Below are 22,787 nucleotides of genomic sequence, written 5' to 3'. Positions count from 1 at the left end.
ATTTTATTTTATGCCCCGACCATTACCTCTTCCACCAAAGAAACCGCCTTGCCTTTCCCTCGCTCAACCAATAAAGCTAGCTGGATAAAAGCAAATAGCACATTACTTTGCTTAGAATAAGCAAAATACCTAGACTCCCAGTTTGTTACATACTGTTCCTTTTCTTTTCTGGTGTCTTTGAAGCCATATACTTGATCACCATATTTATAAAAAATATTGATCAAACGTTCATTTAGAAATGAGTATTTTGTTTCACCAACATTAGACAATGGTGCCGTGCCAAGATCAATAGCAAGATACCCTCGTTGTTGATACTCTGCAATGAAATGAGTCAATAAGAAATCCGTAACATGCTTTGGAGCCGTTTCAATATAGCGTAATAAATCATAAGACATTTCACGATTTTGGACAATTGGCTTAGCGGTAATAAAGCCCACCACCTCATGTCGTTCATTTCGTACGATCCCAATATCACTTAACATTAAATACTCTTTATCAAAATGTCCTCCAACAAAATTTCGCTCCCGCGCACTTCCTAACCATTCCTCTGATACACGAGCTAGCTCTTGAAAGAGTTCATCTGAAACAGGTTCACGATACATCATAAAAGTATATCCTAAGTTACTTAAATGCTTTAACTCCATACTGTTTGTCGACAAAGAAGGCTGTGCTGAATCGCTACGAGTAAAATCAATAATTCCTTCTTCCCCAACCTTCATGAAGTTAAACCCTAAGTCATGCAGAATCATTGTATATGCTTCACTAACGCGATAAAATGCCACTTGATATCCAAGTAAATCAGCAGCATCCATAAAAGCGAATGTGGCTTTGGCCCATTTTTCTTTATTACCGATTGGATCAGCTAACACAAAGCATTTATTCGCTTTGATTTGATAAGCAAATAAAACTTCATCTTCATTTCTATCTTGATAATAGTAATAAGAGTAATTTTTTAAGTAAAGTAGATGACTACCCTGCGTTCCGCCGTATTTATTAATAAGTGCTGTTAAACGATCTTCTTGATAAGACTCACCTAAACTTTTTGTCGTGTCTGCTAAGTACTGATATAGCGTAATCAAGCCAATCATCGAAATGCCTAATCCAATCAAACCAGAAAACCAAACATCATCTGATGGAAAGAGTAGAAACATATGCGGCAACGGCCCTGTTTTATCTGGATGAGAGCTGTAATACCCCGCAACTGCATAAATAATAAATAAGAAACTAAACAAAACACCGTCAACGGCAAGCGCCCCCCAAGAATAAACAAATTTTTCTCGGTAAAACTCTTTTCTTGCTAAAAAAACAGCTGAAAGAATCACTAGATAAACTAAAATCAACTGCCAAGAAGCTGTTCTAGAAATTGTATTGGCAATTCCGAAAATCAATAACCCAATCGTCGGCCAATACGCTTTTTTTACTTTCATAGAAATCCCTCGAGCCAGCCCTAGCAATAGAAAGCCGATTAACATATTGAATGTTTGATCTAAAAAATCAAAAGAAAATGGCAATAAAAATCTAAACAACCGACTAACATTCGATAGATTGGTAATCGTTGAAAGTAAAACCATCATGATACCTGCAAAATAAAGAGAAGCAACTAAAATAAAATGAGCCACTTTTTGTGAGAATACTCGTGGTAAATTATCCAAAAATCGATTGATTTTGATCCCAGTTTGATGAATAAATAGAATAATTCCGGTAATAAAAGGCAATACATAATAAAACAATCGATAATAAATCAACCAAACAACTGCTGTAGACTGCCCCACCCCCAGCTGAGACAAACCCAGAATCATCAACACATCAAAGGTTCCCATACCACCTGGCACCATTGTCAGCATCCCAATCAAGGTCGCAATCACAAACATCGGATAAACCGATATCAGAGATACATCCACTTCCATCAATAATCCAACACTTAAAAAGACAAACATCGCACCTAACCATTGCCCGAGCGAAGCTCCAAATAGCAGGTAAATGCCTTTAGGGAAAAAATCCTTAAACAAGGTATATTTTTTTAATTGAGTAAACAATAATAAAGCTGGCGCAATCAAGCTGCCTGCAAGCAACCAGAGCCAATACTCTCGAAACAAACTATCTGGTCGAATAAAAAACACATCAATAAATGCAATAAACGATAAAATAGACAAACCAGAAATCATAAATAATGCGACTTTAGAAACTGTCGCTACGACTTTTTTACGCGGCGCATCTTTTCCGTAAAAATTCGCCCGTAACGTTGCGCCTACCACACCGCCAAATCCTGCAAGATTATTGATTGTATTTGTAACCCAAGCAGAAACAAACCACTCCCAGCGATTCATTTTTGGCTTGCCTTGCTCTTCCAATACTTTGACGACCACTAAGTCATATAAAAGCATCGGCAATACACCAATAAATCCCGCTAAAACCATTCCTATTATACGAAAGCGGTTCTGTTGCCCCATAGTATGAAAAACGTCCTGCCAAGTCATTCCTTGAACAATGTGCGTTACTTGATTCGCAACGAAAATCAAAACCGAACCTAGAAAAATTAATTTTAATAACAAGCTGTGCTCTTTCATCCAGTGAATTAGTTGATTCAGTTGATTTTTCATCTGTTCACCACCTTTGTACTTTTTAAAGAGTTATCTTTTACATGTTATCTTATAACTGATTATTTTTCCAGTTTCTCTCTTACGAACTACAAAAAAGCAGTTGTTAAGCTACAATTTACTAGCCTAATAACTGCTTTCATGAAATGACTAACTATTTATGACTCTTATACTCTTTCCCAATCTGATCAGCTACAATAATCGCTGCTTTCACTTGATCTATTGTAATCGGAAACGGCATTGAATGGATCGATTCTTCTGGAATACATGATTTTTCAGCTACTTCTGTTAACTCAGCATCCGAGATTTCTTTCACCCCTAAATCAGCTAAACAAACTGGTAACCCAATCGATAAGGCAAAATCTAATACTTCGTATAATTCAGCTTTCGGTGCATTTTCTAGAACCAACTGACAAATCGTACTGAATGCTACTTTTTCGCCATGTGTTGCACCATGAGCGTCATGTAAAACGGTCAATCCATCATGAATCGCATGGATTGCAGCCAAACCAGCACTTTCAAACCCTAAACCTGAAAGTAAAATATTTGCTTCGATAATATTTTCCAAGGCAGGTGTTACCACATTATTATCTGATGCTTCTTTAGCTTTTAGCCCATCTTCTAAAATCGTTTCATAACATAGTTTGGCTAGTGCTAGTGCTGTATTCGTTCCTTTAGCTGGCGGACAAACACCTTCACGAGCCCCACAAGGCAAACCAGCATTTACATTAGAATACGAATTGTGAGTGGCTCTTGCCTCGAAATAAGTTGATAAAGCATCTCCCATACCAGAGACTAAAAAACGTGTTGGCGCATTCGCAATTACCACTGTATCAATCAAAACCACGCTTGGACTTTGAACAAAGTAAGCATAGTCATCGAACTGACCATCTTCTGTATAAAGTACCGCAGAATGGCTGGTTGGGGCATCAGTTGCAACGATCGTCGGTACAATGATCAAGTTGTGACCTTCTGCTACACATTTTGCTGTATCGATCGCTTTCCCACCGCCAAGACCGATTACGCAATCACACTCGTTCTCTTGAGCTACTTTTTGTAGACGAGCTACTTCTACTCGCGATGCTTCTCCGTGGAAATTACTTTCAATAAAAGAAATATTAAATTTTTCAGCAGTTTTATCTAGTTTATCTTTCACCCGGCTAACATCATCTGCATGGGCAATCAATAATGCTTTTTTCCCAAATGTTGTCACAAAATAGCCTAAATTCAATAACTCGTCTTCACCTTGAACGTATTTCGTTGGACTAATAAACGCTTTTCTCATGTTTGTAAACTCCTATTCTTATCTTATTTTATTTTTAAAGGGGCTAGCTGCTCCTTTATGACGTCGATCGGTGTATCTACTTGTAGCAATGCGGCGGCTGTATATGCGCTTTCCACCAAGGCCGTATCAAACAACAGCACTTCTTTTTCCGTCATATCAATGGCCATTTCCAAATTCATTTTAGCGCTGCCTAAATCATAAAATGCTAGTAATGTCTGCGCAGGATTTTTTTCAAAGGCATCCATGATTTTTTCAAATGAAGTTCCAACTTCGCCTTGATCCAAGCCTGCCGCGATAGTGATCGGCACATCTTTTGCCACTTCTTTGATCAAACGATCTACACCTTCACCGATTTCTTTGACGTGTGACACAATTACTACACCATTACGCATCAAACACACCTGCTTCCATTAAAGATTGAAAGAAATATAGACTGGACATTGCGCCTGGATCAATATGACCAATAGAACGTTCACCTACATAAGACGCCCGCCCTTTGGTTGCAGCAATCTCTTTTGTTGCTTCTATTGCTGATTCTAGTGCGGCATCTGTTAAGGTTCCATTTTTGATTGCTTCGATTGCTGGTGCCCATTCATCCAGCATCGTTTTTTCACCAGGTTTACTGTTCCCTCGTTTTTCGATTCCTGCTAAGCCTGCTTCTAAAATTGGTAGTGCCTCTGAAGTTGTTGCAGAGGTTTTAGCCATTTCCATCATTGCAGTTCCATAAAGCGGACCTGATGCCCCACCGACTTTGCTGATCAAAGCCATTGCAGTCAATTTGAAAATATCTTGAACCGTTTCTGGTGCCTTACTCTGCAAACTTTCGCTTACAGCCTCCATTCCACGCGCCATATTATTTCCATGATCACCATCACCGATTGGCGTATCCAGCTCACTTAAATAGTCTTTGTTTTTATCGATTTTTTCTTTGAATAATTGTAATGATTTTTTTAAATTATCTACTGTAAACATTTAAATTCCCTCCTAATTTAAACGTTGAATGAGCTAATTTTCTTACCAAGCCACCGTATCAACGTCTTCATTCAATGCATCTACCCAACTATCTTCGACTTTCAATAACGTTACAGATATACCCGCCATTTCCAAAGAGGTCATATAGTTACCAACTTTTGAAAACGAAACTTCTATGCCTTCAGCATCTAATAAGCGCATTGCATCATCATAAAAAATATATTGTTCCATTAAGGGTGTTCCACCTAATCCATTCACTAAAATGGCGAACTTATCACCCTTTTTCCATTGAAAAGCTGCAGCTAATTTTGAAATCAATTCTTCCGCCATCTCCTTAGATGGTTTAATTTTTTCTCGTTTATAACCAGGTTCACCGTGAATCCCAACACCAAATTCGATTTCATCATCTGCTAACACAAAGCCCGGTTTTCCAACTTCTGGAACCGTTGCACCTGTTAAAGCAACCCCAATCGTTTTTAAATTGTTCACGACGCGTTCTCCTAATGCAACTAATTCCTCTACAGTTGCACCATTGCGTGCAGCTTGACCTAAAATTTTATGAACTAAAATCGTACCCGCTACGCCACGTTTACCTTGAGTATAGGTACTATCTTCAACTGCGATATCATCATCTACGACAACTGTACCAACCTTGATATCTTCCATTTCTGCCAAATCTTTTGCCATATCAAAATTCATGATGTCCCCAGAATAGTTTTTTACAACCATCACAACACCTTGGCCTTGGTCGACTGCTTTGATTCCTTCAAAAATCTGATCAGGAGTAGGAGATGTGAAAACTTGCCCGCAAACTGCTGCTTGCAGCATCCCAGACCCAACAAATCCGGCATGGGCTGGTTCATGTCCACTACCGCCACCGCTGATCAAAGCAACTTGTTTGCCAATTTCTTTTTGCTTCAATACGAATGTTTCTGGAACTTGCTCGATCGTTTCGTGATGAGCTCGGACAAATCCTTGTACCATTTCTGGAACGACATTTTGTGCTTGATTGATAATTTTTTTCATGATATTCCCTCCTATTATGCCTTGGCTTTAGTAACTACACTTTCGTCTCAGCTGGACGAGCTCGTTGCATTTTTGCTTTAGCTAGCTACACAGGCTAAACGAGCCTGTTGCGCTTTCATTCTTTGTATACGTTTACAATACGCGCATATGGAAAATCTTGCAACGGACAAACAACAAAATGTGTCCGCTTTCATTTCGTTTTTTTTCAAAATGTAGTTTTCACTTGAAAGACAGCGTATAATAGAATTAGATATTACAGAAAAGGAGCGAAGGCTCAATGAAACAATTGATCAACTCTAGCCGATATATTCGCCAACAACTACTGGCCGGGCTCACTTATACATATAATGACAGACTGGACTGGCAAACAGAAACCGGGATTGTCACTAAAAAAAATATTGCGAAAAATAAAGTTGTTCTGATAAGCGGTGGCGGCTGCGGTCATGAACCAGCTCACATAGGCTATATTGGTGAGAATATGTTGGATTGCGCAGTGATGGGCGCCATTTTTGAACCGCCTACTAGCAATGAAATTCTTCAAGCTATTGAACAAACTTACAATGGTCAAGGGACGTTACTAATCATCAAAAATTTTGAAAAAGACTTAGCTAGTTTTTTAGAAGCAGAACAACTAGCTAAAGCAAAGGGTTTGTCTGTTTCCCATATAATCATAGAGGATGACTGTTCGATTGAAAGCGGTACGTTTGAGAAAAGACGTCGCGGAGTTGCCGGAACTGTGTTTGTGCACAAGATTCTCGGGGCCGCAGCAGCTGATGGTAAATCATTAGATGAACTGCAAATATTAGGAGAGCAATTGATTCCTTTAATCAAAACATTAGGCGTCGCTTTTTCACCAGCGTCTACTATTGGTGTCATTGCGCAACAGTATGAATTGGCGGAAGATGAAATGTACTTTGGTATCGGGATTCATGGAGAACCCGGCTATCGAATTGAAACAATGCAATCCTCTGAACGAATCGCAATTGAACTTGTAAATAAGTTAAAGCAGCAATACCAAAGTAAAGAATTAAAAAATGCAGCTGTTTTAGTAAATGGGTTAGGCGGTATTCCGTTACTCGAACTTGGTATTTTTATGAATGATGTCCAACAATTGCTGGATATTGAAGATATTACAGTCGTTTATAAACGAATGGGCAATTTTTTAACTGCTTACAATACAAATGGTCTTTCTTTAACTTTATTAGCGATCAAAGATGAGAAATGGTTGGATTATTTACATGTTCCAACTAATGCCTTTGGCTGGAAATAAAAAACGAGAAATCAAAAAGACAATGAACAATAGCGTAAATTCCACGTATACGCTATTGTTCATTGTCTTTCTTCAAACCCCATTAAAAAGGCGATTTTCATTTGCTCAGCAAAGCGATGTGAATCAATCTCGCAACCATCAATGATCCATTTTGTCGTTAATGAAACAAATGCATTCGCATAAAATTCTTCCAGAAATAAGCGATCTTCCTCCTCAATTGTCTCCTCAGTTTGCTTCTTAACCACTAGAACTTGCTGAATCAAAGCTTTTAAATGTTGGGTATAATATTCTTGAAACGAATTTTGCCCTTCAAAAGTCAAAATCCTTCGATAAAAAATCTGGTTTTCCTCAAAGTAAACAAACAAGTTCTCCACAATAAATTGCCAACCTTCGTAAGCTAAATTATCTTCAATTTTTTCAATTGCCTCTTGTCGGAAAATCCAGTCGGCTAAATCATACTTATCTTGAAAATAATCATAAAACGTCTGGCGGCGCATGTTACTTTCCTGCATGATTTTTGCAATCGTCACTTTTTCAAAACCCATCTCAGCAACAAGTTTTTTAAATACCTTCGCAATTTTCTTTTTTGTAATCAATGATCCCGTCATCTGTATGCACCTTTAGTTTCTTTAGTACTTTTATTGTACCAGTTAATCGGGATTTAGAAAATCAATCATCAAATAAAAAAGATAAAGCCAGAGGAATCGTACCTAGCTTTATCTTCAAAATTATGTTTATAAATTTTGTTTTTCTAATGCTTTTAACGAGATATAACCAAAAACAACAATCGAAAGAACGGTTAAGAATAGTTGGAAAATATAGCTTCCAGTTTCACTAAAATTAAATGAATAAGCTAACGTTTGCAACATTCCAGTAATCAGACTACTAAGAATATTAAAACCAAAGAATAGTAAGAACGAAAGATTTTTACCTTTCATGATGATACAAGCTGTTGCGATGACCATCAGCATGTTTAAATAGCCCAGCAAACCAGAAAAAATAAATTTGCCAAAGCTTAAATCTGTATAATAAAAAGCTGAATTAAACCCATCTGCAAAACTATCCCACGCGTCTAATTGGACTAATTTTATTAAAAATAAAATAGTCGGAATCAATGCAATCATCAACATCAATGCAATCGTACAAATAAAAATAGCACCGATTTTAGCAAAAAATAATTTTCGGCGATTCACACCAGAAGCAACCATCATTGCCATAACATTATTCTTATAATCCATAGAAATCATATGGAACGGATAAACATAAGCAAAAATAATATTACCAATAAAAACGATTACGCCAACAAAGACGATTGTCCCTATCATTGATGCTGTAGCGTTGGATTCATAATACGAATCCGAAAAAGCCGATGTTAAACTTAATGAAAGCAACGTTACAACAATATTCAAAACACCTATCACGCCAGCTGTGATCAAAAAGCTTTTATCTCGTAAAAATTTAAATAACTCCATTTTAAAAATCAGTTTTCCAGTCATTATCGCCCCTCCTAATTCAATTTCTCATCTAAAATTTTCACTTTAGATAACTCAGAAATTTCAACTGCTTCCTCTGCTAAACGTTGTTTGACAAGTGCCCAGCGTTCATCGGAGATATCCAATTTGACGCCGCCTTCATCATCTACTTGATAATAATAATTGGCTTCATCTAACATTTCTTGCAGACGGGCATTATTCGTCGTATCAACACGGCGAATTTGTTTTTCTTTTTCAGCATTGATATCGATCGTTTCCGAAATTCGACCGCGATCAATCACGTATACAATATCACACAATGCTTCTAAGTCATTTTGAACATGACTGGAAATTACCAATGTTAAGCCTTTTTCTGTCAATTGTTTCAAATACTTTTTAAACCATTTAACTGTATCGATATCTAAACCACGGAACGGTTCATCTAAGATCAACACTTCTGGCGTATGCATCAATGCAATCAATAAAATTAATTTTTTCTGCATCCCATAAGAATAGGTTTTTACTTTTTGATCCAATACGGCATATAAATCCAGCTCTCTCGCTAGCTCTCTCGCCTTGTTTTCGTCAAAATTGCCACGCAATCCAGAAAAATACTGGATATTGAACCAACCTGAGCGATTCGAGTAGACAGACATTCCATCTAAAACGATTCCTACATTCAATAACACTTCATTATGTTGTTTCACAGAAGTATCATCGATCAATATTTCTCCTTGGTAATTGGCAATGATGTTCGTCATACATTTAAATAACGTTGTTTTACCTGCACCATTATGACCAACTAAACCATACGACATGCCTTTTTCAAAGTCCAATGAACGAATGTTCAAAACTTCTGCACGACCATAGCGCATAACTAGATCCCTTACTTTAATTTCCATAGTAAACTCCTTTAATTTTTTTGTTGTCTTTTTCTCTTGACTCAGCACCCTAAATATGAAAAAAACTAACAATATTAGTTTATCATGTTTTTTATTATATATGGAGATAGATTTAAAATAGAAATCGTTTTCATCTATGCGATTATGTAAGTCAATAAACCTAGTGCACTTTACCGAGTATAAAAAGGATTGCGAAAGCATTCGCTTTAAAATACAATCAAATTAGATTTAAGGGTGTTTTAAGCGATAAGGAGATGAGCGTTGTGAAAAAAAATAAAAAAATTGACACTATTCCAACTGGTAGCGAGAACTCGCGTAGAACAATTGAGGGATTACCTAGTGGGGATCCTGATTCTGGAACAACTTGGAAGGATACATTAATTTTAATTATAGTTGTAATAATAGCTTTTTGTCTTTATGTGTTACTTACTTAAAATGCATTTAATCAAACCATAAGAAGAATGGGTAATAATATGAATTTGGGCCAAAAAAAGACAACCAAACTAAGATTGTCTTTTTTTACATTGATTAAACTATATCTCAATTTAATTGCTTAGCTGTATTAGTTCAGTTCCTGCTTTATCCCACAAATCATTCATCATATCATAATACTTATCTTCCATAGCGACATCCACAAGCATTTTAGTTTGATTGCCCATGGGCTCAAATATATAGTGTTCAAGCATGTCGGCAAATTCAGGAACTTCACTATATTTACCATCGTTGACTTCACCTAAAAATAAGAACTTGATTTCTTTTTCAGGTTCAAAAACGACTACTTTAGAAACTAGACCATTCCCTGTATCATCAACAAATGAAATTGTTTCATCCAATCCCATCTCACCAGTATAGGTTGACCCATCTTGAAATGCGGCTGCCCATTTTTCATACTTGTTACGATCAACAATTAGTTGCCAGGCCTCAGCTGGAGTACAATTAAGTAGGAACTCTTTTTTTATGTGCTTCATTATAAATCCTCCTTTAGTTAATATCGTCTTAATTTTATTTTTGTAATAAGGTATTTATATTATAGCATGATATTCTCAATTTACCTGACAAAACCTATATCTCTAAAAAGAAGAAGAGGTTATGACGTAACTCTACGAGTTACATCCCAACCTCTCCACAGTTCTCTATTTTCATCTTACTATCCATCATTTTGTCGTGCCAGATACGTCTCTAGGTACTCACTCAATAGCTTATACCCTTCCATCTTTTGTTCCACTTCTTTCGGACAATAAATCCACTTACCCATGACTTTTCGTTTCCTGGATAGTATATCTACTTCTTCTAAAAAGTCATTCAAGTCAGTGATCAGTTGTTCCGTACTTAATTCATTCCCCAACAAAATATCTTTCTTCTCTCGCTCGTATACAGATGCCCATAAATAAGGCAGTACTTCGATGCTGCGGATATTCGCATAAAAATCATCTTTTGGCATCATACCTTTATGTCCCAAACCGCGTCCTTGTTGGAAGAATGAATGAATATCCCATTCTAATTTTTTCAAACGGCGTAAGGATGGACCGTGTGAATCTCCTGAATCACGATTAGTTTGGTCATAACCTTCATCCAATCCCCAAGTATTTTGGGCTCCTGTCGTCGTTTGAGGATGCTTCTCTGAAACCCGATCCAACATTTCTTCAATCGCCAAAGTAACTGTTGGTCTTTCTTCCTCCCCCTCTATGATTGGCTTCACAGGTCTGTTTGCTTGTAGAAAGGTCTCTTTTGTCGGAAAACTTCTCCCTGTTTGTGTCGTCGACTTTTGCTGTGATGTTGTAGGGAGCTTTGGCGGTGCTGGCGGTCCCATCATTGTATTGTTTGATCTTGTCACAGGTGCTTGCTGAACGACGGTTACAGGTTCTTTTTTAACGATTGGTGCTGCTTGTGTTGTTTGACGCATTTTTTGTTCCAATTCAGCGATTTTTTGATGTGCTTTGATTAATTGAACATCAACTTTCCCCACTGTTTGTGTCAATTTTTTGATTTCTGTCGCATTTGATTTTAATTGCTCTTGATCTTTTTGATGCTGTTCAGCTAGCTTTTGGGCTGAATCACTTTTTGTTAATTTTGCTGTGGGGACTTTTTTCTTATCATTTTTAACTGTAGTCAGTTCCGTTTCAACAGTTTGTATTTTCTCTGTCAGCTGATCGATCACTCGGTTCAACTTAATGGTTTCTGAAGCTGTTTCTTGTAGTTGACCATGATCCTTTTCAATTCTTGCTAATGCTTGAGAATCTGGTTTCACTTCCAAGACATTAGATTCTAAAGCACTCAATTTATCATTTATCTGTTGTAACTGCTGCGCGATTGTTGTGACCTCTTTACTGGTTGTTGCTACTTTATCTGCTAATTTATCTTGTTCATTCGCTGCTGTTTTAGCCCTCGAAAAGTTTATTTTTGGTCTTGAGGCTTGTTTATTTTTTTCGATTATTTTGTTTAACTCTGTAACTTGCTGATCTGATCGAGTCATTCTGTGACCTAACAAATCAATTTTCTTTATTGCTTCCTCTAAACGCGTCTCCATAGTCGGTCCTGATTCTTCACCTGGACCAAACGTAATTTTAAATTTCGGCGGTTTTTTCGATTTTGGCATATTTGCTAATTTAGCATCTACATGTACTTTAAATGTAGAAAATTCTTCCATTAATCGAACAATTTTTTCATTTACTGCTTTTAATTGTTTGGCATTCTCCAATTCCAACGCCTCTTTAGCAGCCACTTTACTTTGTACTACTTTGACGACTGGCGGTGTTCTTTTGTCTTTAACCGTTTGAACTTCTTTGTAGATGTCATTTAGATTTTCACTAAATTGATTCATCATTTCTGTTAAAAGTAAGACTTCACTATTGGTTTCTTGCAGCCCTTTCACCATTTCAAGCGGAACTTCTTCAGAAAAATTAGACATGTGCTCCAATGGTAATTCTGGGACTTCTAGACTACTGATCCACGTACGTAAATCACTGATTTGTAATTTGCTAAGTGGATGTGCTAACGCCAAAAGCAATGTAATATAAACAGCTTTTTGTGTCACACGCACATAAAGATTTTTCGCGACACAGTCTTCAAATTCATGGTTAAACTGTTCAGGAAGATCTGCCAAAAGTGCTTCAAATTGCTCTGGATACTCATAATCCGTTGATACCTCAAATTTTCTTAATAGGTAAACAGAATATTGACTCAAGACATCATCCGAATAGAGCTCTTCTCCTAATCGATTCGCTTCGATTTCTTTTCTTAAAAAGACTTTTTTGTTTTCTGTTGTATTTTTTGTAAAATTCAACTTTTCCATATGTATTAACGGCCCCTTTTTTACTTGTACCTTACCTTTTATTTAAAAACACCCTTTTTATAATCAAAGAGGCTGAGCCAAAAGCTTCACTTTAAAAATCAAGACCATCAACTTTCTTTATCTTTTGCTTAAAAGCTGATTAGATTGAACGGGTCATGTATTATCAAAATAACTTTTGTAGCACCAGTTTGTTTGGATTCAGGCAGCATAAAGCAACACTTAAGTTCCTTATGTTCCAGTCCCCTCTACATCCTTTTTATAATTCTATGTTTATTACGTACTTTTTTAAACAATCATTTTTAATTTTACCCTAAAAACAACCCCATTTGTTTTCATAAAATGTGCTGATATCATAAAAAAATGAGAATATATCTTTTTAAACAAAAAGATATATTCTTATTTAGTTAAAAACATAAGATAAAGCTAAAAAATGGGGTTATTTTATCTTTTTTATTAAATTAATAGAAAAATATACTTTCTTAGTTACTCTTTATATTGTTTTTCAATTCGCCGATCAGGTATGATCCACATAATCAGAATACCGATATTTACAATCAAGACAAAATAAGGATGAATCAACACGCCTAGAATCAGCCCTAGAATATTTAAAAAAATCGTTATGTACGATTTATTATAACGCTGAAACAGATTTCTTAAAGTTGAGTCACTACCATTCGCTCGGATCAACTCACGAGTCAGCACCAGATATGAACTATTCGCTAAAAATGTCATCACACCATAAGTTAGCTGTGGAATCAAACTGTCAATAAAATCGCCTACCCAAGCAGTAGCAAATGGAACAAGCGTTAATGTAAAAATAAAAAAGTTATTCGCCCAAAGGACACGCCCATCGATTTTATGCACTAATTGAAACATGTGATGATGGTTGTTCCAATAAATTGCCAGCATGACAAAACTTACTATATAAATAAATAACTTCCGCTCAACACCTGCTAGACCAGCTAAAGTATCTGTTGTTGGCTGACGCAGTTCTAAAACTAAGATGGTCATTACAATTGCAATAACAGCATCTGTAAAAGCTTCGATTCTTGATTTCGACATGTTTTTCATCTCCTCATTTTTCATTTTACGTTCTTTTTAAGTAATTGCAATGAATATGACCCGCCTAAAGATGGAGAAAAAATCAGCCTAAAGGTGGATTTCTTAGATGAAGATTCTTGCTATACTTTATTCATAGAGAACGAGAGAAAAAATGGAGGTTTTAATAATGAGACAACGATCAATGGTAATGAATATATTAATGGTAATTGGGTTATTCTTCGTAGGAAGTATTGTTTTAAGTATTGTGCTTGGGATTTTAGGTGGACTATTATGGTTTGCAATTAAGATCATGATTCCTGTAGCAATCGCTGTTTGGTTAGTTCGTATGATTTCAGGCTCATCAAATCGTCGTAGATATTATTAAAAGATAGATAAAAATGAGGTTGGAACAGAAGTGTTTAACTCCTTCGGAAACAAGAAGGAGTTGCTTCTGCGCCACCGGTTATTCGGATTTTTTGAGGCTAGGATGTAACTCATAGAGTTATGTCCTAGCCTCATTTTTTAGTGATATCGCTATAACCATTTTACTTAACTATTTACTTATGCTGTATACATTTTATCTCTATAGAATAACAGCTGTTGCTCTTTGATTTTTTCAATTTCGACTACAGCATACGATTTCCCCATATGATAGTCTTTATGAACTTGTTTAGAAACGGTTAAAAGATTACTCTCATGATCACTTCCGCCTTCTGATACAAAAACTAAGTGATGAATTTCCACTTGATGATCACTCGCTGGAATTCTGACCCCAAAGCGATTCGTAACTGCTAAGTCTTCCCCAGTTACTCTACAATAAAAACGATCTCTGCTAGCAATTCTGTAGGGCAACGTTGAAATTCCCCGCTTGAAAAAAGTCGCTTTCCCGTAATTTCGGCTACAGCGGTCCGAGCAAAAAGACCTTCTTCGACCTTCCAATGGTTGATTACACCATTTACATAATCCGATATCTTCCCTAAAATCAATCGTTTCAAATCCTAATTTTTCACCAAAAGCTTTTTCATACTCATAGAGACTTAGCCAACGCCTTTTATAGGTATCTGATTTTTCTTCTAAGCGTAATTGACTGCCTTTAGCTTTATAGATATATTTATCAGGAATTTCTTCAATTATTTCCTGAATTTCTTTTTTTCTTTCAACAGAAAAAGTTGAGAACTCATTAACAGGTAATTCACCTACACCAAATTGCCCAATCATTTTACATTTAAAACAAAGATAAAACTGTGGTAGACCTGAAGCTTCTTCAGAAAAAAGTAACTCTACTTTTCTTGAACATTTCGGACAATAAGCTTTAGGTAGTTTAAAACGATGATAGTTCATGGTGTCATTCCTTCGTGTTTTTTTCTATTATAGCGTATTTTTGAAATAAAAAAGTAGAGACACATTTAAAAAATCGTCCTCTACTTTTTATTATTCAATTAGCAATCGGTCATTTACCCTAATTTTTCTGTTTTTTTAACAATTTTTTTGATTTCATGAATTGCTTTTTTTTGCTCCAAGTAGCTTTTCACTTTATTTTCATCGCTATCTATTTTCCCTAACGTTGTCTCTAATTTATCAATTTCATTATTGATTTGACCAACCAATGATTCTTGATCGTCGATCCAGTTTTCAGTATTATCAATTACTTTATCCTGTGCTTTTTGTTCGTCTTTTTCGATTTTATTTTCTTTACGGATAATTGATTTCACTTCATGCAACGCTTTTTCTTGTTCAAAAAAGTGTTTGATCTTACTGTCAGTATCTTCCATTTTTAAAAGAGTCGCATCTAACTTATCCATTTCTTTTGCGATTTTTTCTACTAATCGTACTTCTTTTTCTGCATAATTTGTCATAACTTATTCCTCCTTGTCTTACCTAAACGCGTAAACAATATGTGTGATACCAAACAGCATAAAATAAAATCCAACTAGAAAACTTAATGTTAGCGCAGAAGACAACGGGTTCATCAATAACATGATCCCTAAAATAATCCCTAAAACATCTACGACTAATGTAAACCAAAAGTACCCTGTACTAACTGATTTTGCTAAATCCAATGCGAATAATCCAAAAATAGAATCCAAGATAAACCATATCGCAAATATAAATGGTAATGCTGCAACACCGATGTTTAAGTTAAATAAGAAATATAGACCAATTATGATATCGATCACACCTAAAATAATTGGCGCATACGCTTTGTACCCTATTAATTCCTTCATTCTGTTACGAGCAAAAATTTCAAAGATACCTTTCAAAATCGCAAATATAGCAAAAACCATCACAATTGCAATCAAGTTTCCAGCTGGATCTTGGAAAGATAATAACGCTGTTAAAACAAACAGAATACCTAGAATCAAAGAACCCCAGTCAATTCCTTTTTTACTTGTTTCATTCATAATTTCCCACTTCTTCCTGTGTTATTTCTCTCTACAATTTTATGGTACTCCTAAAAAATTAAGGGGTCAAAACAAAAGGTCTAAAAAATAACAAACGTAATTTATCTCACAGAAATTACCTAAAAACAACGATTTTCTATCGAAAACGTTAAATACATCAACTCAAAGACATATGAAAAATAAAAAATCGCTAGATTTCTTTTTCTCAGCCAAATTTTTGCTGTTAAATAAGAAATCAAACGACTCTTAGCTCTCTCTTTTTACTACAACTCTCTATCTATAACATCTAAACCCCATTCTTTAATAATCATTAAAGCAGGCAATAATTTTTCTCCATCCTCTGTCAGTGAATACTCTACATGAGGCGGTATCTCAGAATACTGGATACGTTTAAGCAAGTTGTACTCTTCTAGCTCTTTTAAAGAGCGCGTCAACATAATATTCGTAATCCCAGTCAACTGTCTTTTTAGCTCATTATACCGTATGGGACCTGCTGCCAGTTTCCAAATAATTGGAATGCGCCATTTCCCTCCAATAATTTTTAAAGCAGCTGTTACAGGACACGGATTTTCTCGTATTACAGGATACTCTTCCATTCAAGCCCTCCAACCCCTCAAGGCACAAAAAAGTGCGTACTTGTTCATTTGTTCTCTTAAAACTATACTTATTTTAGCACACTGGTACATACAATAAAATATGGGGAGTTGGCTTTAAAATGAACAATAAATTAATTAACATGATCAACATTGATAATGCGAGAAACTTTGTTTACAATACAGCATGTTTAAGTGCTACTGCTGGAAATGATTACATGGACGTTTACCAACAACTATTAAGTTTTGTTGAAAAAACAACTAAAGAAGAAGGTTGCGTCGAATTTTTTGTCGCACCAAGTAACCCTAGTAAGGGCGAGTTTATGCTATGGGAAGTTTGGAATAATCAAGCAGTTTTTGATGCTCATATGAAGATGAGCCATACACAAGAATTTTTAGGGAAAAACATCATTACACTCAAATGGAATGACTTAGTCCTAGACTTCTAAACAAAATAAAATATACGTTTATTAAAAAAGATCACTATGTTGCTTTACAACATAGTGATCTTTTGGTATATTGTATTACAAGATACCCAGACAAAAGGAGGAACTTAATTGGATGCTACCCAGATGTTAAAAGGTTTGCTCGAAGGTTGTATCTTAAAAATTATTCAAAAAAAGACAGTCTACGGTTATGAGATGATGACGCTCTTATCAGAATACGGTTTGAATATGGTCAGCGAAGGTAGTATTTACCCCATTCTACTCAAACTTCAAAAGCAACAATTGATCTTAGGTGAAATGCGTCCCTCTTCTGAAGGGCCGAAAAGAAAATATTACTCTTTGACACCGACTGGAGAAATTTATTTACAGCAATTTGAAAAACAATGGTCACTGATCTCCACAGGCGTTAACAATATTATGGAAAAGGAAAACGAGGGCTGAATATGAATACAAAAGATATTATCCAACAAAATAACGAACTAAGAGAACGGTTGAACCCAGAAAATAAAAAATACTATGAAGAAATCCTGCTTTATATCCGTGTAAACGTGAACAAAGATGAGCGGCAAACGGAAGAAACTCTCTTGGAAATTTTACAAGACATTATAGATGCACAAAAAAATGGCACATCGGCTCAAGAATTTTTCGGAAAAAATCCTAAAGGGATCAGTGATAGTATTTTAGCAGAGTTACCGAACAACTCTGGGATGGATTTAACAAAATTTGTTCTTATGATATTCGTTTTGCTTCTACAATTTAACCTGTTTAATATTCTCCTAGAGCCTGTAGTAACAATCAGTCTTTTCAAAACAGGCCTTCCGATCTTGTTACTGGCTTTAGCCATATTTTTCATACTTGCAACGGTAAAATACAGCAGTTTTTCAAAAAAAGCGAGTTATTCTTTTGGCTTATTCGCTTTTATCTGTTGGTTAGCGACATTTTTAATTCCAATAATCGATAACATGATGAACGGCATAGGAAAAACAGTGATAATTTCTCATCAAACCTTTGCTTTGATACTACTTATTTTATCTGGAATTATTTTAGTAGGATATTATTTAGAAAAAAGTAGTTTTCTAGAAGCCATTCCCACAGTGATTCTAACCGTTTTAGAAATCACGGTTCTGGTGGGTTTGGTGAAACCTGCTACACTTTCTCTGGCTAGTAAAGCAATCTTCTCAACACTATTACTACTAATCATGTTTGTATTACCTTCTATTCAATTTTATTTGCAGGAGAAAAAAGTTAAATAACATAAAAAAAGCTTGGGACAAAACAAATTTCGTTTTGACTCAAGCATTTTTTATTTTTTCTTACCGATCGATTGGAATGCACGTTTGATCACATCAAAAAATCCTAACGACTGCACCATATGATCTGGTGCTACATATTCTTGCATTTCTCTAAGTACTTTTTTTGGTTGCTTAGAAGAAAACGTAAATGTACCATTTTTCTTCGTCTGGATAGCATAGCGCGGAATCCATTTTCCTTTAAACATCACAGAAGCGATCACATAATCCACTTCTTCCCACGGAATTTGAACAAATTTCCGACTATCACGTGAATTATAAAATTCAAAACCTTTGTCGCCGATCATAATTTTTCCATAATCCGTAAGTCCCGTAAAAGCGGTGGCATCCGTTATGAAATCTACTTTAGTATTCAGTGATTGAACCATTCTATCTGCTCCATTTCTGCCGTTATCTCTATTCTTTATTATATGTGTTTTCAGCCAATTAAGCTATGTAAATGAAACTTGGGACAAAACCAACTGGCCTTATCCCAAGCATAAAAATCATAGACAGATTATAGTAATCCAATTACGTGACCAAGTACACCGACTACGAATAAGCCAAGAATGATAACGATTGGAGAAACTTTTTTCTTCAATAACCACATACAGAAGAATGTAAGTAATAACGCTGCCAGACCAGGAATCAATTGATCCAAGTTATTTTGTAAAGTTGTAACTTTCATTGCAGAAAGTGCTTTACCTGATCCTACTTCTTCAAATGCTTTTTGTAGACCTTCACCATTTATCGGAAGTTTATCCCATTCAACATAAGCACCTTTGTCCAATTTAACAGTCGAAACAATTGGTATGAACTTGATGGATACCCACCGCTGTACTAAGGCCGCCAGTACAAACATACCGAGAATCGAAGCTCCTTTTGTGACATCTTGCAGCAAACCACCTGAAAGGTCTTCTGTGATCTTAGAACCAGCTTTATAGCCAAATTCTTGTGTGTACCACATAAATCCCCAACGAATTAAGTTCCAAGCAACAAAGAAAATGATTGGGCCAAGAATGTTTCCGCCGATCGCAAGTGACGCTCCTAAAGCACCTAACATCGGACGAATCGTAAACCAGAATACTGGATCACCAACACCCGCTAAGGGTCCCATCATCCCAACTTTAACCCCTTGAATCGCTACATCATCAACAGGTGCGCCATTGGCACGTTCTTCTTCCAGTGCTAATGTTACACCAAGAATAGGTGACGCAATGTATGGATGCGTGTTAAAGAACTCTAAGTGACGTTTCAATGCTGCTGATTGATCTTCTTTTGTTTTATATAGTTTACGGATCGCTGGGATCATTGAGAATGCCCAACCACCATTTTGCATACGTTCATAGTTCCAAGAACCCTGAATGAATGTAGAGCGCCATGCAACGGCTAAACGATCTTTTTTAGTTAATTCAATTTTTTCTGCCATGTCTCTTCTCCTCCTTCAGGATTAATAGTCGTTTAAGATGTCACCAAGTGGGTCGCCAGTATTACTTCCGCCACCGCTACCATTTGAAGAACCACCCATTTTAGAAAGGTTCAAGTAGATCAATGCTAAAGCAACACCTAAAGCACCAAGTGCAATCAATGTTAATTGAGAAATTGCTGCTACAACGAAACCAATGATAAAGAATGGCCATACTTCTTTTGTTGCCATCATGTTGATTACTAATGCGTAACCTACAGCCACGACCATACCACCACCGATTGCCATACCTTCAGTTAACCATGCTGGCATTGATTCCAATGCTGATTGAACCGTTTCTGCTGGAATGAATAAAAGCGCTGCTGCTGGAATCGCAATACGAATCCCTTGCATACATACTGCTAAAATGTGCAACATTTCAATTTTTCTGATATCGCCTTTTTCAGCGGCCGCATCCATCATATGCACGATCGGTACAGCAAGTGTACGAACGATCATTGTTAAGAAAAGACCTGCTACTGCAAGTGGTACAGCAATCGCGATTGCTGATGGAACACCTTTAACACCTTGTCCGCCTAATACTAAAATAATTGCTGATGCAACAGATGCTAATGCCGCATCCGGTGCTACTGCGGCTCCGATGTTCGCCCAACCAAGTGCGATCATTTGTAACGTTCCACCAAGAACGATCCCAGCTTCCAAGTTACCAGTTACTAAACCGATCAAGGTACATGCCACTAACGGTTGGTGAAATTGGAATTCATCAAGAATTCCTTCCATACCAGCTAGAAAGGCAACTAAAATTACTAAAATAATTGTTATAATAGACATGATAAGCCTCCTATTTTCATTTGAATTTTTGGATTATTTTGAGTGTGCTTGTGCCAACTCATGTTTTGCTTTTTTAAGGATTTCATCCATGTTCGCACTAGAATCATTCGGCACTTTACGAACGTCAAATTTAACACCTAAATCTTCTAATTTCTCAAAAGCTTCAACATCTTCTGGCCCCATTGATAATACTTTACTTACAACTACTTTACCGACTGAATGTGCCATAGAACCAACGTTAACTTCTTTGATATCTACGCCAGCTTCAACTACTTTTACCACATCTTCTGGATTTTCAAATAGTAATAAGGCTTTTGTATTCCCAAAACGTGGATCTTTTGAAATTTCAATCATTTTACTGATTGGAATAACGTTGGCTTTCACTCCTGGAGGAGCTGCTTGTTCAATTAATTTTTTACGAAGATCATCTTTAGAAACGGCATCTGAGACAACAATGATTCGATTTGGTAAAACCGATTTTGTCCAGGCAGTCGCAACTTGACCATGCAATAAACGAGAGTCAACACGCGCTAAAACGAACTTGATTTTGCCGTCACCGACAACTGTTCCTTTTGGCAATGCTCCTTTTGGTTGAGCATCTTCTACAACAGCTTTTGGTTCTTCTGCAGGTTCTAGCTCTTCTGGTTTGATTCTTACGCCTTCTTTAGCGGTTTCAAGAATGTGCGTTGCGATTTCTTGCGCTGAATTCATTGAGAAACGTGATGCATATGCTTCGATCAACATTGGTAAGTTCAATCCGCTAACGATCGCCCACTTGTCTTTATGTTCTTCAAAAAGACTATTTGCTTGGTTAAACGGTGTTCCTCCCCATAGATCGACTAAAAATAATACTTCGTCTTCTTCATCAAACGTTGCGATTGCCTCTTTCAATTTTGCTTTTAAATCATCTGGGCCTTCGCTAGGCATCAATACAACTGCTTGTACTTTTTCCTGTTCACCAAAAATCATGGAACCGGATTGTAAAATGCCTTGGGCAAATTCTCCATGGCTAGCAATAATAATTCCTACCATAATTTGATACCTCCTATATTTTTATCAACTACTTTATCTTGACCCTCACCATCAGATGAAAACACCTTCTAGAAAAATATAAAAAGAAAAAATGCGTTACTCCACTTAATGTTTTCGATTACTTCTTATTAATCTGATAGATGATTATGGCTAGTTACCGATTACTGAATGATCACTCCTCTCAAATTTATACATAAGTTACGACAATGAGCATCGAGTTCGTCACTTTATTTATATAGAAGCCGAAAAAGAAACTAAACTAACTGTTCTTTTTTCAGCAATTCCATCAAATCTACTTGGTTGTCCGCAACTACTTTGCGGATTTCCAATTTGATACCTTGATCATGTAAGTACTTGAATGCTGCAATATCCTCTGTGTTGACTGCGACTGCATTTGTGATCATTCGTTTGCCACTAGTAAAACTCATACCGCCAATATTGACGGAACTGAATACGACATTTCCTTGTACCACACGTCTCACATCTTCTGGATTAGTGAACAACAACATGACCTTTAAACCATCGAAACGTTCATCTGCAAAAATATCGATCATCTTATCAACCGTGATAACATTGACTTTTACACCAGGTGGGGCAGCTTGTACAAGCAAGGCTTTTCTCAACGTATCATGTGCAACTGCATCACTAATAACTAAAATCCGGTTTACATTCGTACTTTTGGTCCAGACAGTAGCAACTTGCCCATGTATCAAACGATCATCGATCCGCACTAAACGAATATCCATCATATGTTGTTCTCCTTTTTCTCAACAGCTTAATCAAAAATGTTTAAGGCGTTAGTACTAAAATACTATGCCCAGTCATTTATTGCCAAAATAACGACTAAGAAAATCAGCAAAAATCGATTGAACTACGGATTCTTTCCATCCACCATCTTAATTAAAGCAAGT

26 protein-coding genes are annotated in these 22,787 nt (G+C 36.3%); 6 read left to right on the top strand and 20 right to left on the bottom strand.

Going from position 1 to position 22,787, the window contains the following annotated elements:
* Positions 1-8: 8 nt before the first annotated feature.
* The 5 genes from mprF to dhaK form a co-directional block, all read right to left on the bottom strand.
* Positions 9-2,600: a bifunctional lysylphosphatidylglycerol flippase/synthetase MprF gene (gene mprF, locus AC4BB5_RS00290; RefSeq protein ID WP_490457470.1), complete on the bottom strand. Its 2,592-nt coding sequence runs from the start codon at positions 2,598-2,600 to the stop codon at positions 9-11.
* A gap of 151 nt (positions 2,601-2,751) precedes the next feature.
* Positions 2,752-3,882 carry a glycerol dehydrogenase gene (locus AC4BB5_RS00285; RefSeq protein ID WP_490457469.1) on the bottom strand — a complete coding sequence of 377 codons (1,131 nt, stop codon included), beginning with the start codon at positions 3,880-3,882 and terminating at the stop codon, positions 2,752-2,754.
* A 23-nt stretch (positions 3,883-3,905) separates the two neighbouring features.
* Positions 3,906-4,274, bottom strand: a complete 369-nt coding sequence (gene dhaM, locus AC4BB5_RS00280) for a dihydroxyacetone kinase phosphoryl donor subunit DhaM (protein ID WP_490457468.1) — start codon at positions 4,272-4,274, stop codon at positions 3,906-3,908.
* Positions 4,267-4,854 (bottom strand): dihydroxyacetone kinase subunit DhaL, encoded by a 588-nt coding sequence (dhaL, locus tag AC4BB5_RS00275; protein ID WP_490457467.1) that lies wholly within the window; start codon positions 4,852-4,854, stop codon positions 4,267-4,269. The genes dhaM and dhaL overlap by 8 nt, the downstream gene beginning before the upstream one ends.
* Positions 4,855-4,896: 42 nt before the next feature.
* A complete protein-coding gene (dhaK, locus tag AC4BB5_RS00270) occupies positions 4,897-5,880 on the bottom strand; it encodes a dihydroxyacetone kinase subunit DhaK (protein WP_490457466.1) in 984 nt (327 codons plus the stop codon).
* A gap of 277 nt (positions 5,881-6,157) precedes the next feature.
* Here dhaK and AC4BB5_RS00265 point away from each other — a divergent pair, with 277 nt between their 5' ends.
* Positions 6,158-7,150, top strand: a complete 993-nt coding sequence (locus AC4BB5_RS00265; RefSeq protein ID WP_490457465.1) for a dihydroxyacetone kinase subunit DhaK — start codon at positions 6,158-6,160, stop codon at positions 7,148-7,150.
* A 59-nt stretch (positions 7,151-7,209) separates the two neighbouring features.
* Here the strand turns inward: AC4BB5_RS00265 and dhaS are convergent, their stop codons facing one another.
* The 3 genes from dhaS to AC4BB5_RS00250 all read right to left on the bottom strand — a co-directional run bounded on the left by dhaS (position 7,210) and on the right by AC4BB5_RS00250 (position 9,524).
* A complete protein-coding gene (gene dhaS, locus AC4BB5_RS00260; RefSeq protein WP_490457464.1) occupies positions 7,210-7,758 on the bottom strand; it encodes a dihydroxyacetone kinase transcriptional activator DhaS in 549 nt (182 codons plus the stop codon).
* A 126-nt stretch (positions 7,759-7,884) separates the two neighbouring features.
* Positions 7,885-8,646 carry a hypothetical protein gene (locus tag AC4BB5_RS00255; RefSeq protein ID WP_490457463.1) on the bottom strand — a complete coding sequence of 254 codons (762 nt, stop codon included), beginning with the start codon at positions 8,644-8,646 and terminating at the stop codon, positions 7,885-7,887.
* An 11-nt stretch (positions 8,647-8,657) separates the two neighbouring features.
* Entirely contained in the window at positions 8,658-9,524 is an 867-nt protein-coding gene (locus AC4BB5_RS00250) for an ABC transporter ATP-binding protein (RefSeq protein WP_490457462.1), read from the bottom strand.
* Between the two features lie 263 nt (positions 9,525-9,787).
* Between AC4BB5_RS00250 and AC4BB5_RS00245 the strand changes: the two genes are divergently transcribed.
* A complete protein-coding gene (locus tag AC4BB5_RS00245; RefSeq protein ID WP_490457461.1) occupies positions 9,788-9,958 on the top strand; it encodes a hypothetical protein in 171 nt (56 codons plus the stop codon).
* A 111-nt stretch (positions 9,959-10,069) separates the two neighbouring features.
* On the opposite strand, the gene AC4BB5_RS00240 is transcribed toward AC4BB5_RS00245, so the two are convergent.
* From AC4BB5_RS00240 to AC4BB5_RS00230, 3 genes are all read right to left on the bottom strand, one after another.
* Positions 10,070-10,492 (bottom strand): SRPBCC family protein, encoded by a 423-nt coding sequence (locus AC4BB5_RS00240; protein ID WP_490457460.1) that lies wholly within the window; start codon positions 10,490-10,492, stop codon positions 10,070-10,072.
* A gap of 179 nt (positions 10,493-10,671) precedes the next feature.
* A complete protein-coding gene (locus AC4BB5_RS00235) occupies positions 10,672-12,816 on the bottom strand; it encodes a hypothetical protein (RefSeq protein ID WP_490457459.1) in 2,145 nt (714 codons plus the stop codon).
* Between the two features lie 483 nt (positions 12,817-13,299).
* A complete protein-coding gene (locus tag AC4BB5_RS00230) occupies positions 13,300-13,878 on the bottom strand; it encodes a TMEM175 family protein (RefSeq protein WP_490457458.1) in 579 nt (192 codons plus the stop codon).
* Positions 13,879-14,044: 166 nt separating this feature from the next.
* Here AC4BB5_RS00230 and AC4BB5_RS00225 point away from each other — a divergent pair, with 166 nt between their 5' ends.
* Positions 14,045-14,242, top strand: coding sequence for a hypothetical protein (locus AC4BB5_RS00225; protein ID WP_490457457.1), 198 nt, complete (start codon positions 14,045-14,047; stop codon positions 14,240-14,242).
* A gap of 176 nt (positions 14,243-14,418) precedes the next feature.
* Here AC4BB5_RS00225 and AC4BB5_RS00220 read toward each other — a convergent pair whose 3' ends face one another.
* From AC4BB5_RS00220 to AC4BB5_RS00205, 4 genes are all read right to left on the bottom strand, one after another.
* Positions 14,419-15,198, bottom strand: coding sequence for an HNH endonuclease (locus AC4BB5_RS00220; protein ID WP_490457456.1), 780 nt, complete (start codon positions 15,196-15,198; stop codon positions 14,419-14,421).
* A 113-nt stretch (positions 15,199-15,311) separates the two neighbouring features.
* A complete protein-coding gene (locus AC4BB5_RS00215) occupies positions 15,312-15,713 on the bottom strand; it encodes a hypothetical protein (RefSeq protein ID WP_490457455.1) in 402 nt (133 codons plus the stop codon).
* Positions 15,714-15,731: 18 nt separating this feature from the next.
* The gene (locus AC4BB5_RS00210) at positions 15,732-16,259 is read right to left on the bottom strand and encodes an HdeD family acid-resistance protein (protein ID WP_490457454.1); all 528 of its coding nucleotides are present in this window, start codon (positions 16,257-16,259) and stop codon (positions 15,732-15,734) included.
* A 263-nt stretch (positions 16,260-16,522) separates the two neighbouring features.
* Positions 16,523-16,855 carry a winged helix-turn-helix transcriptional regulator gene (locus AC4BB5_RS00205; protein ID WP_490457453.1) on the bottom strand — a complete coding sequence of 111 codons (333 nt, stop codon included), beginning with the start codon at positions 16,853-16,855 and terminating at the stop codon, positions 16,523-16,525.
* 119 nt (positions 16,856-16,974) lie between these two features.
* Between AC4BB5_RS00205 and AC4BB5_RS00200 the strand changes: the two genes are divergently transcribed.
* The 3 genes from AC4BB5_RS00200 to AC4BB5_RS00190 all read left to right on the top strand — a co-directional run bounded on the left by AC4BB5_RS00200 (position 16,975) and on the right by AC4BB5_RS00190 (position 18,551).
* Positions 16,975-17,301 carry a putative quinol monooxygenase gene (locus tag AC4BB5_RS00200; protein ID WP_490457452.1) on the top strand — a complete coding sequence of 109 codons (327 nt, stop codon included), beginning with the start codon at positions 16,975-16,977 and terminating at the stop codon, positions 17,299-17,301.
* A gap of 108 nt (positions 17,302-17,409) precedes the next feature.
* On the top strand, positions 17,410-17,739 hold the full coding sequence (locus AC4BB5_RS00195) for a PadR family transcriptional regulator (RefSeq protein WP_490457451.1): 330 nt from the start codon (positions 17,410-17,412) through the stop codon (positions 17,737-17,739).
* A gap of 2 nt (positions 17,740-17,741) precedes the next feature.
* The gene (locus AC4BB5_RS00190) at positions 17,742-18,551 is read left to right on the top strand and encodes a DUF1129 domain-containing protein (RefSeq protein WP_490457450.1); all 810 of its coding nucleotides are present in this window, start codon (positions 17,742-17,744) and stop codon (positions 18,549-18,551) included.
* A gap of 50 nt (positions 18,552-18,601) precedes the next feature.
* Here the strand turns inward: AC4BB5_RS00190 and AC4BB5_RS00185 are convergent, their stop codons facing one another.
* The 5 genes from AC4BB5_RS00185 to AC4BB5_RS00165 all read right to left on the bottom strand — a co-directional run bounded on the left by AC4BB5_RS00185 (position 18,602) and on the right by AC4BB5_RS00165 (position 22,625).
* Complete coding sequence (locus tag AC4BB5_RS00185) at positions 18,602-18,976, bottom strand: DUF956 family protein (protein ID WP_490457449.1); 375 nt, start codon at positions 18,974-18,976, stop codon at positions 18,602-18,604.
* Between the two features lie 128 nt (positions 18,977-19,104).
* Positions 19,105-20,016 (bottom strand): PTS system mannose/fructose/sorbose family transporter subunit IID, encoded by a 912-nt coding sequence (locus AC4BB5_RS00180; protein WP_490457448.1) that lies wholly within the window; start codon positions 20,014-20,016, stop codon positions 19,105-19,107.
* A 21-nt stretch (positions 20,017-20,037) separates the two neighbouring features.
* Positions 20,038-20,844: a PTS mannose/fructose/sorbose transporter subunit IIC gene (locus AC4BB5_RS00175; RefSeq protein ID WP_010762081.1), complete on the bottom strand. Its 807-nt coding sequence runs from the start codon at positions 20,842-20,844 to the stop codon at positions 20,038-20,040.
* 33 nt (positions 20,845-20,877) lie between these two features.
* A complete protein-coding gene (locus AC4BB5_RS00170) occupies positions 20,878-21,876 on the bottom strand; it encodes a mannose/fructose/sorbose PTS transporter subunit IIA (protein WP_490457447.1) in 999 nt (332 codons plus the stop codon).
* Between the two features lie 254 nt (positions 21,877-22,130).
* Entirely contained in the window at positions 22,131-22,625 is a 495-nt protein-coding gene (locus tag AC4BB5_RS00165; protein WP_490457446.1) for a mannose/fructose/sorbose PTS transporter subunit IIB, read from the bottom strand.
* Between the last annotated feature and the right edge of the window lie 162 nt (positions 22,626-22,787).

Source organism: Enterococcus sp. AMC1252 (assembly GCF_058216515.1).
Note: the sequence above shows the minus strand (reverse complement) of the source record. Positions and strands in the feature narration are given on the sequence as shown.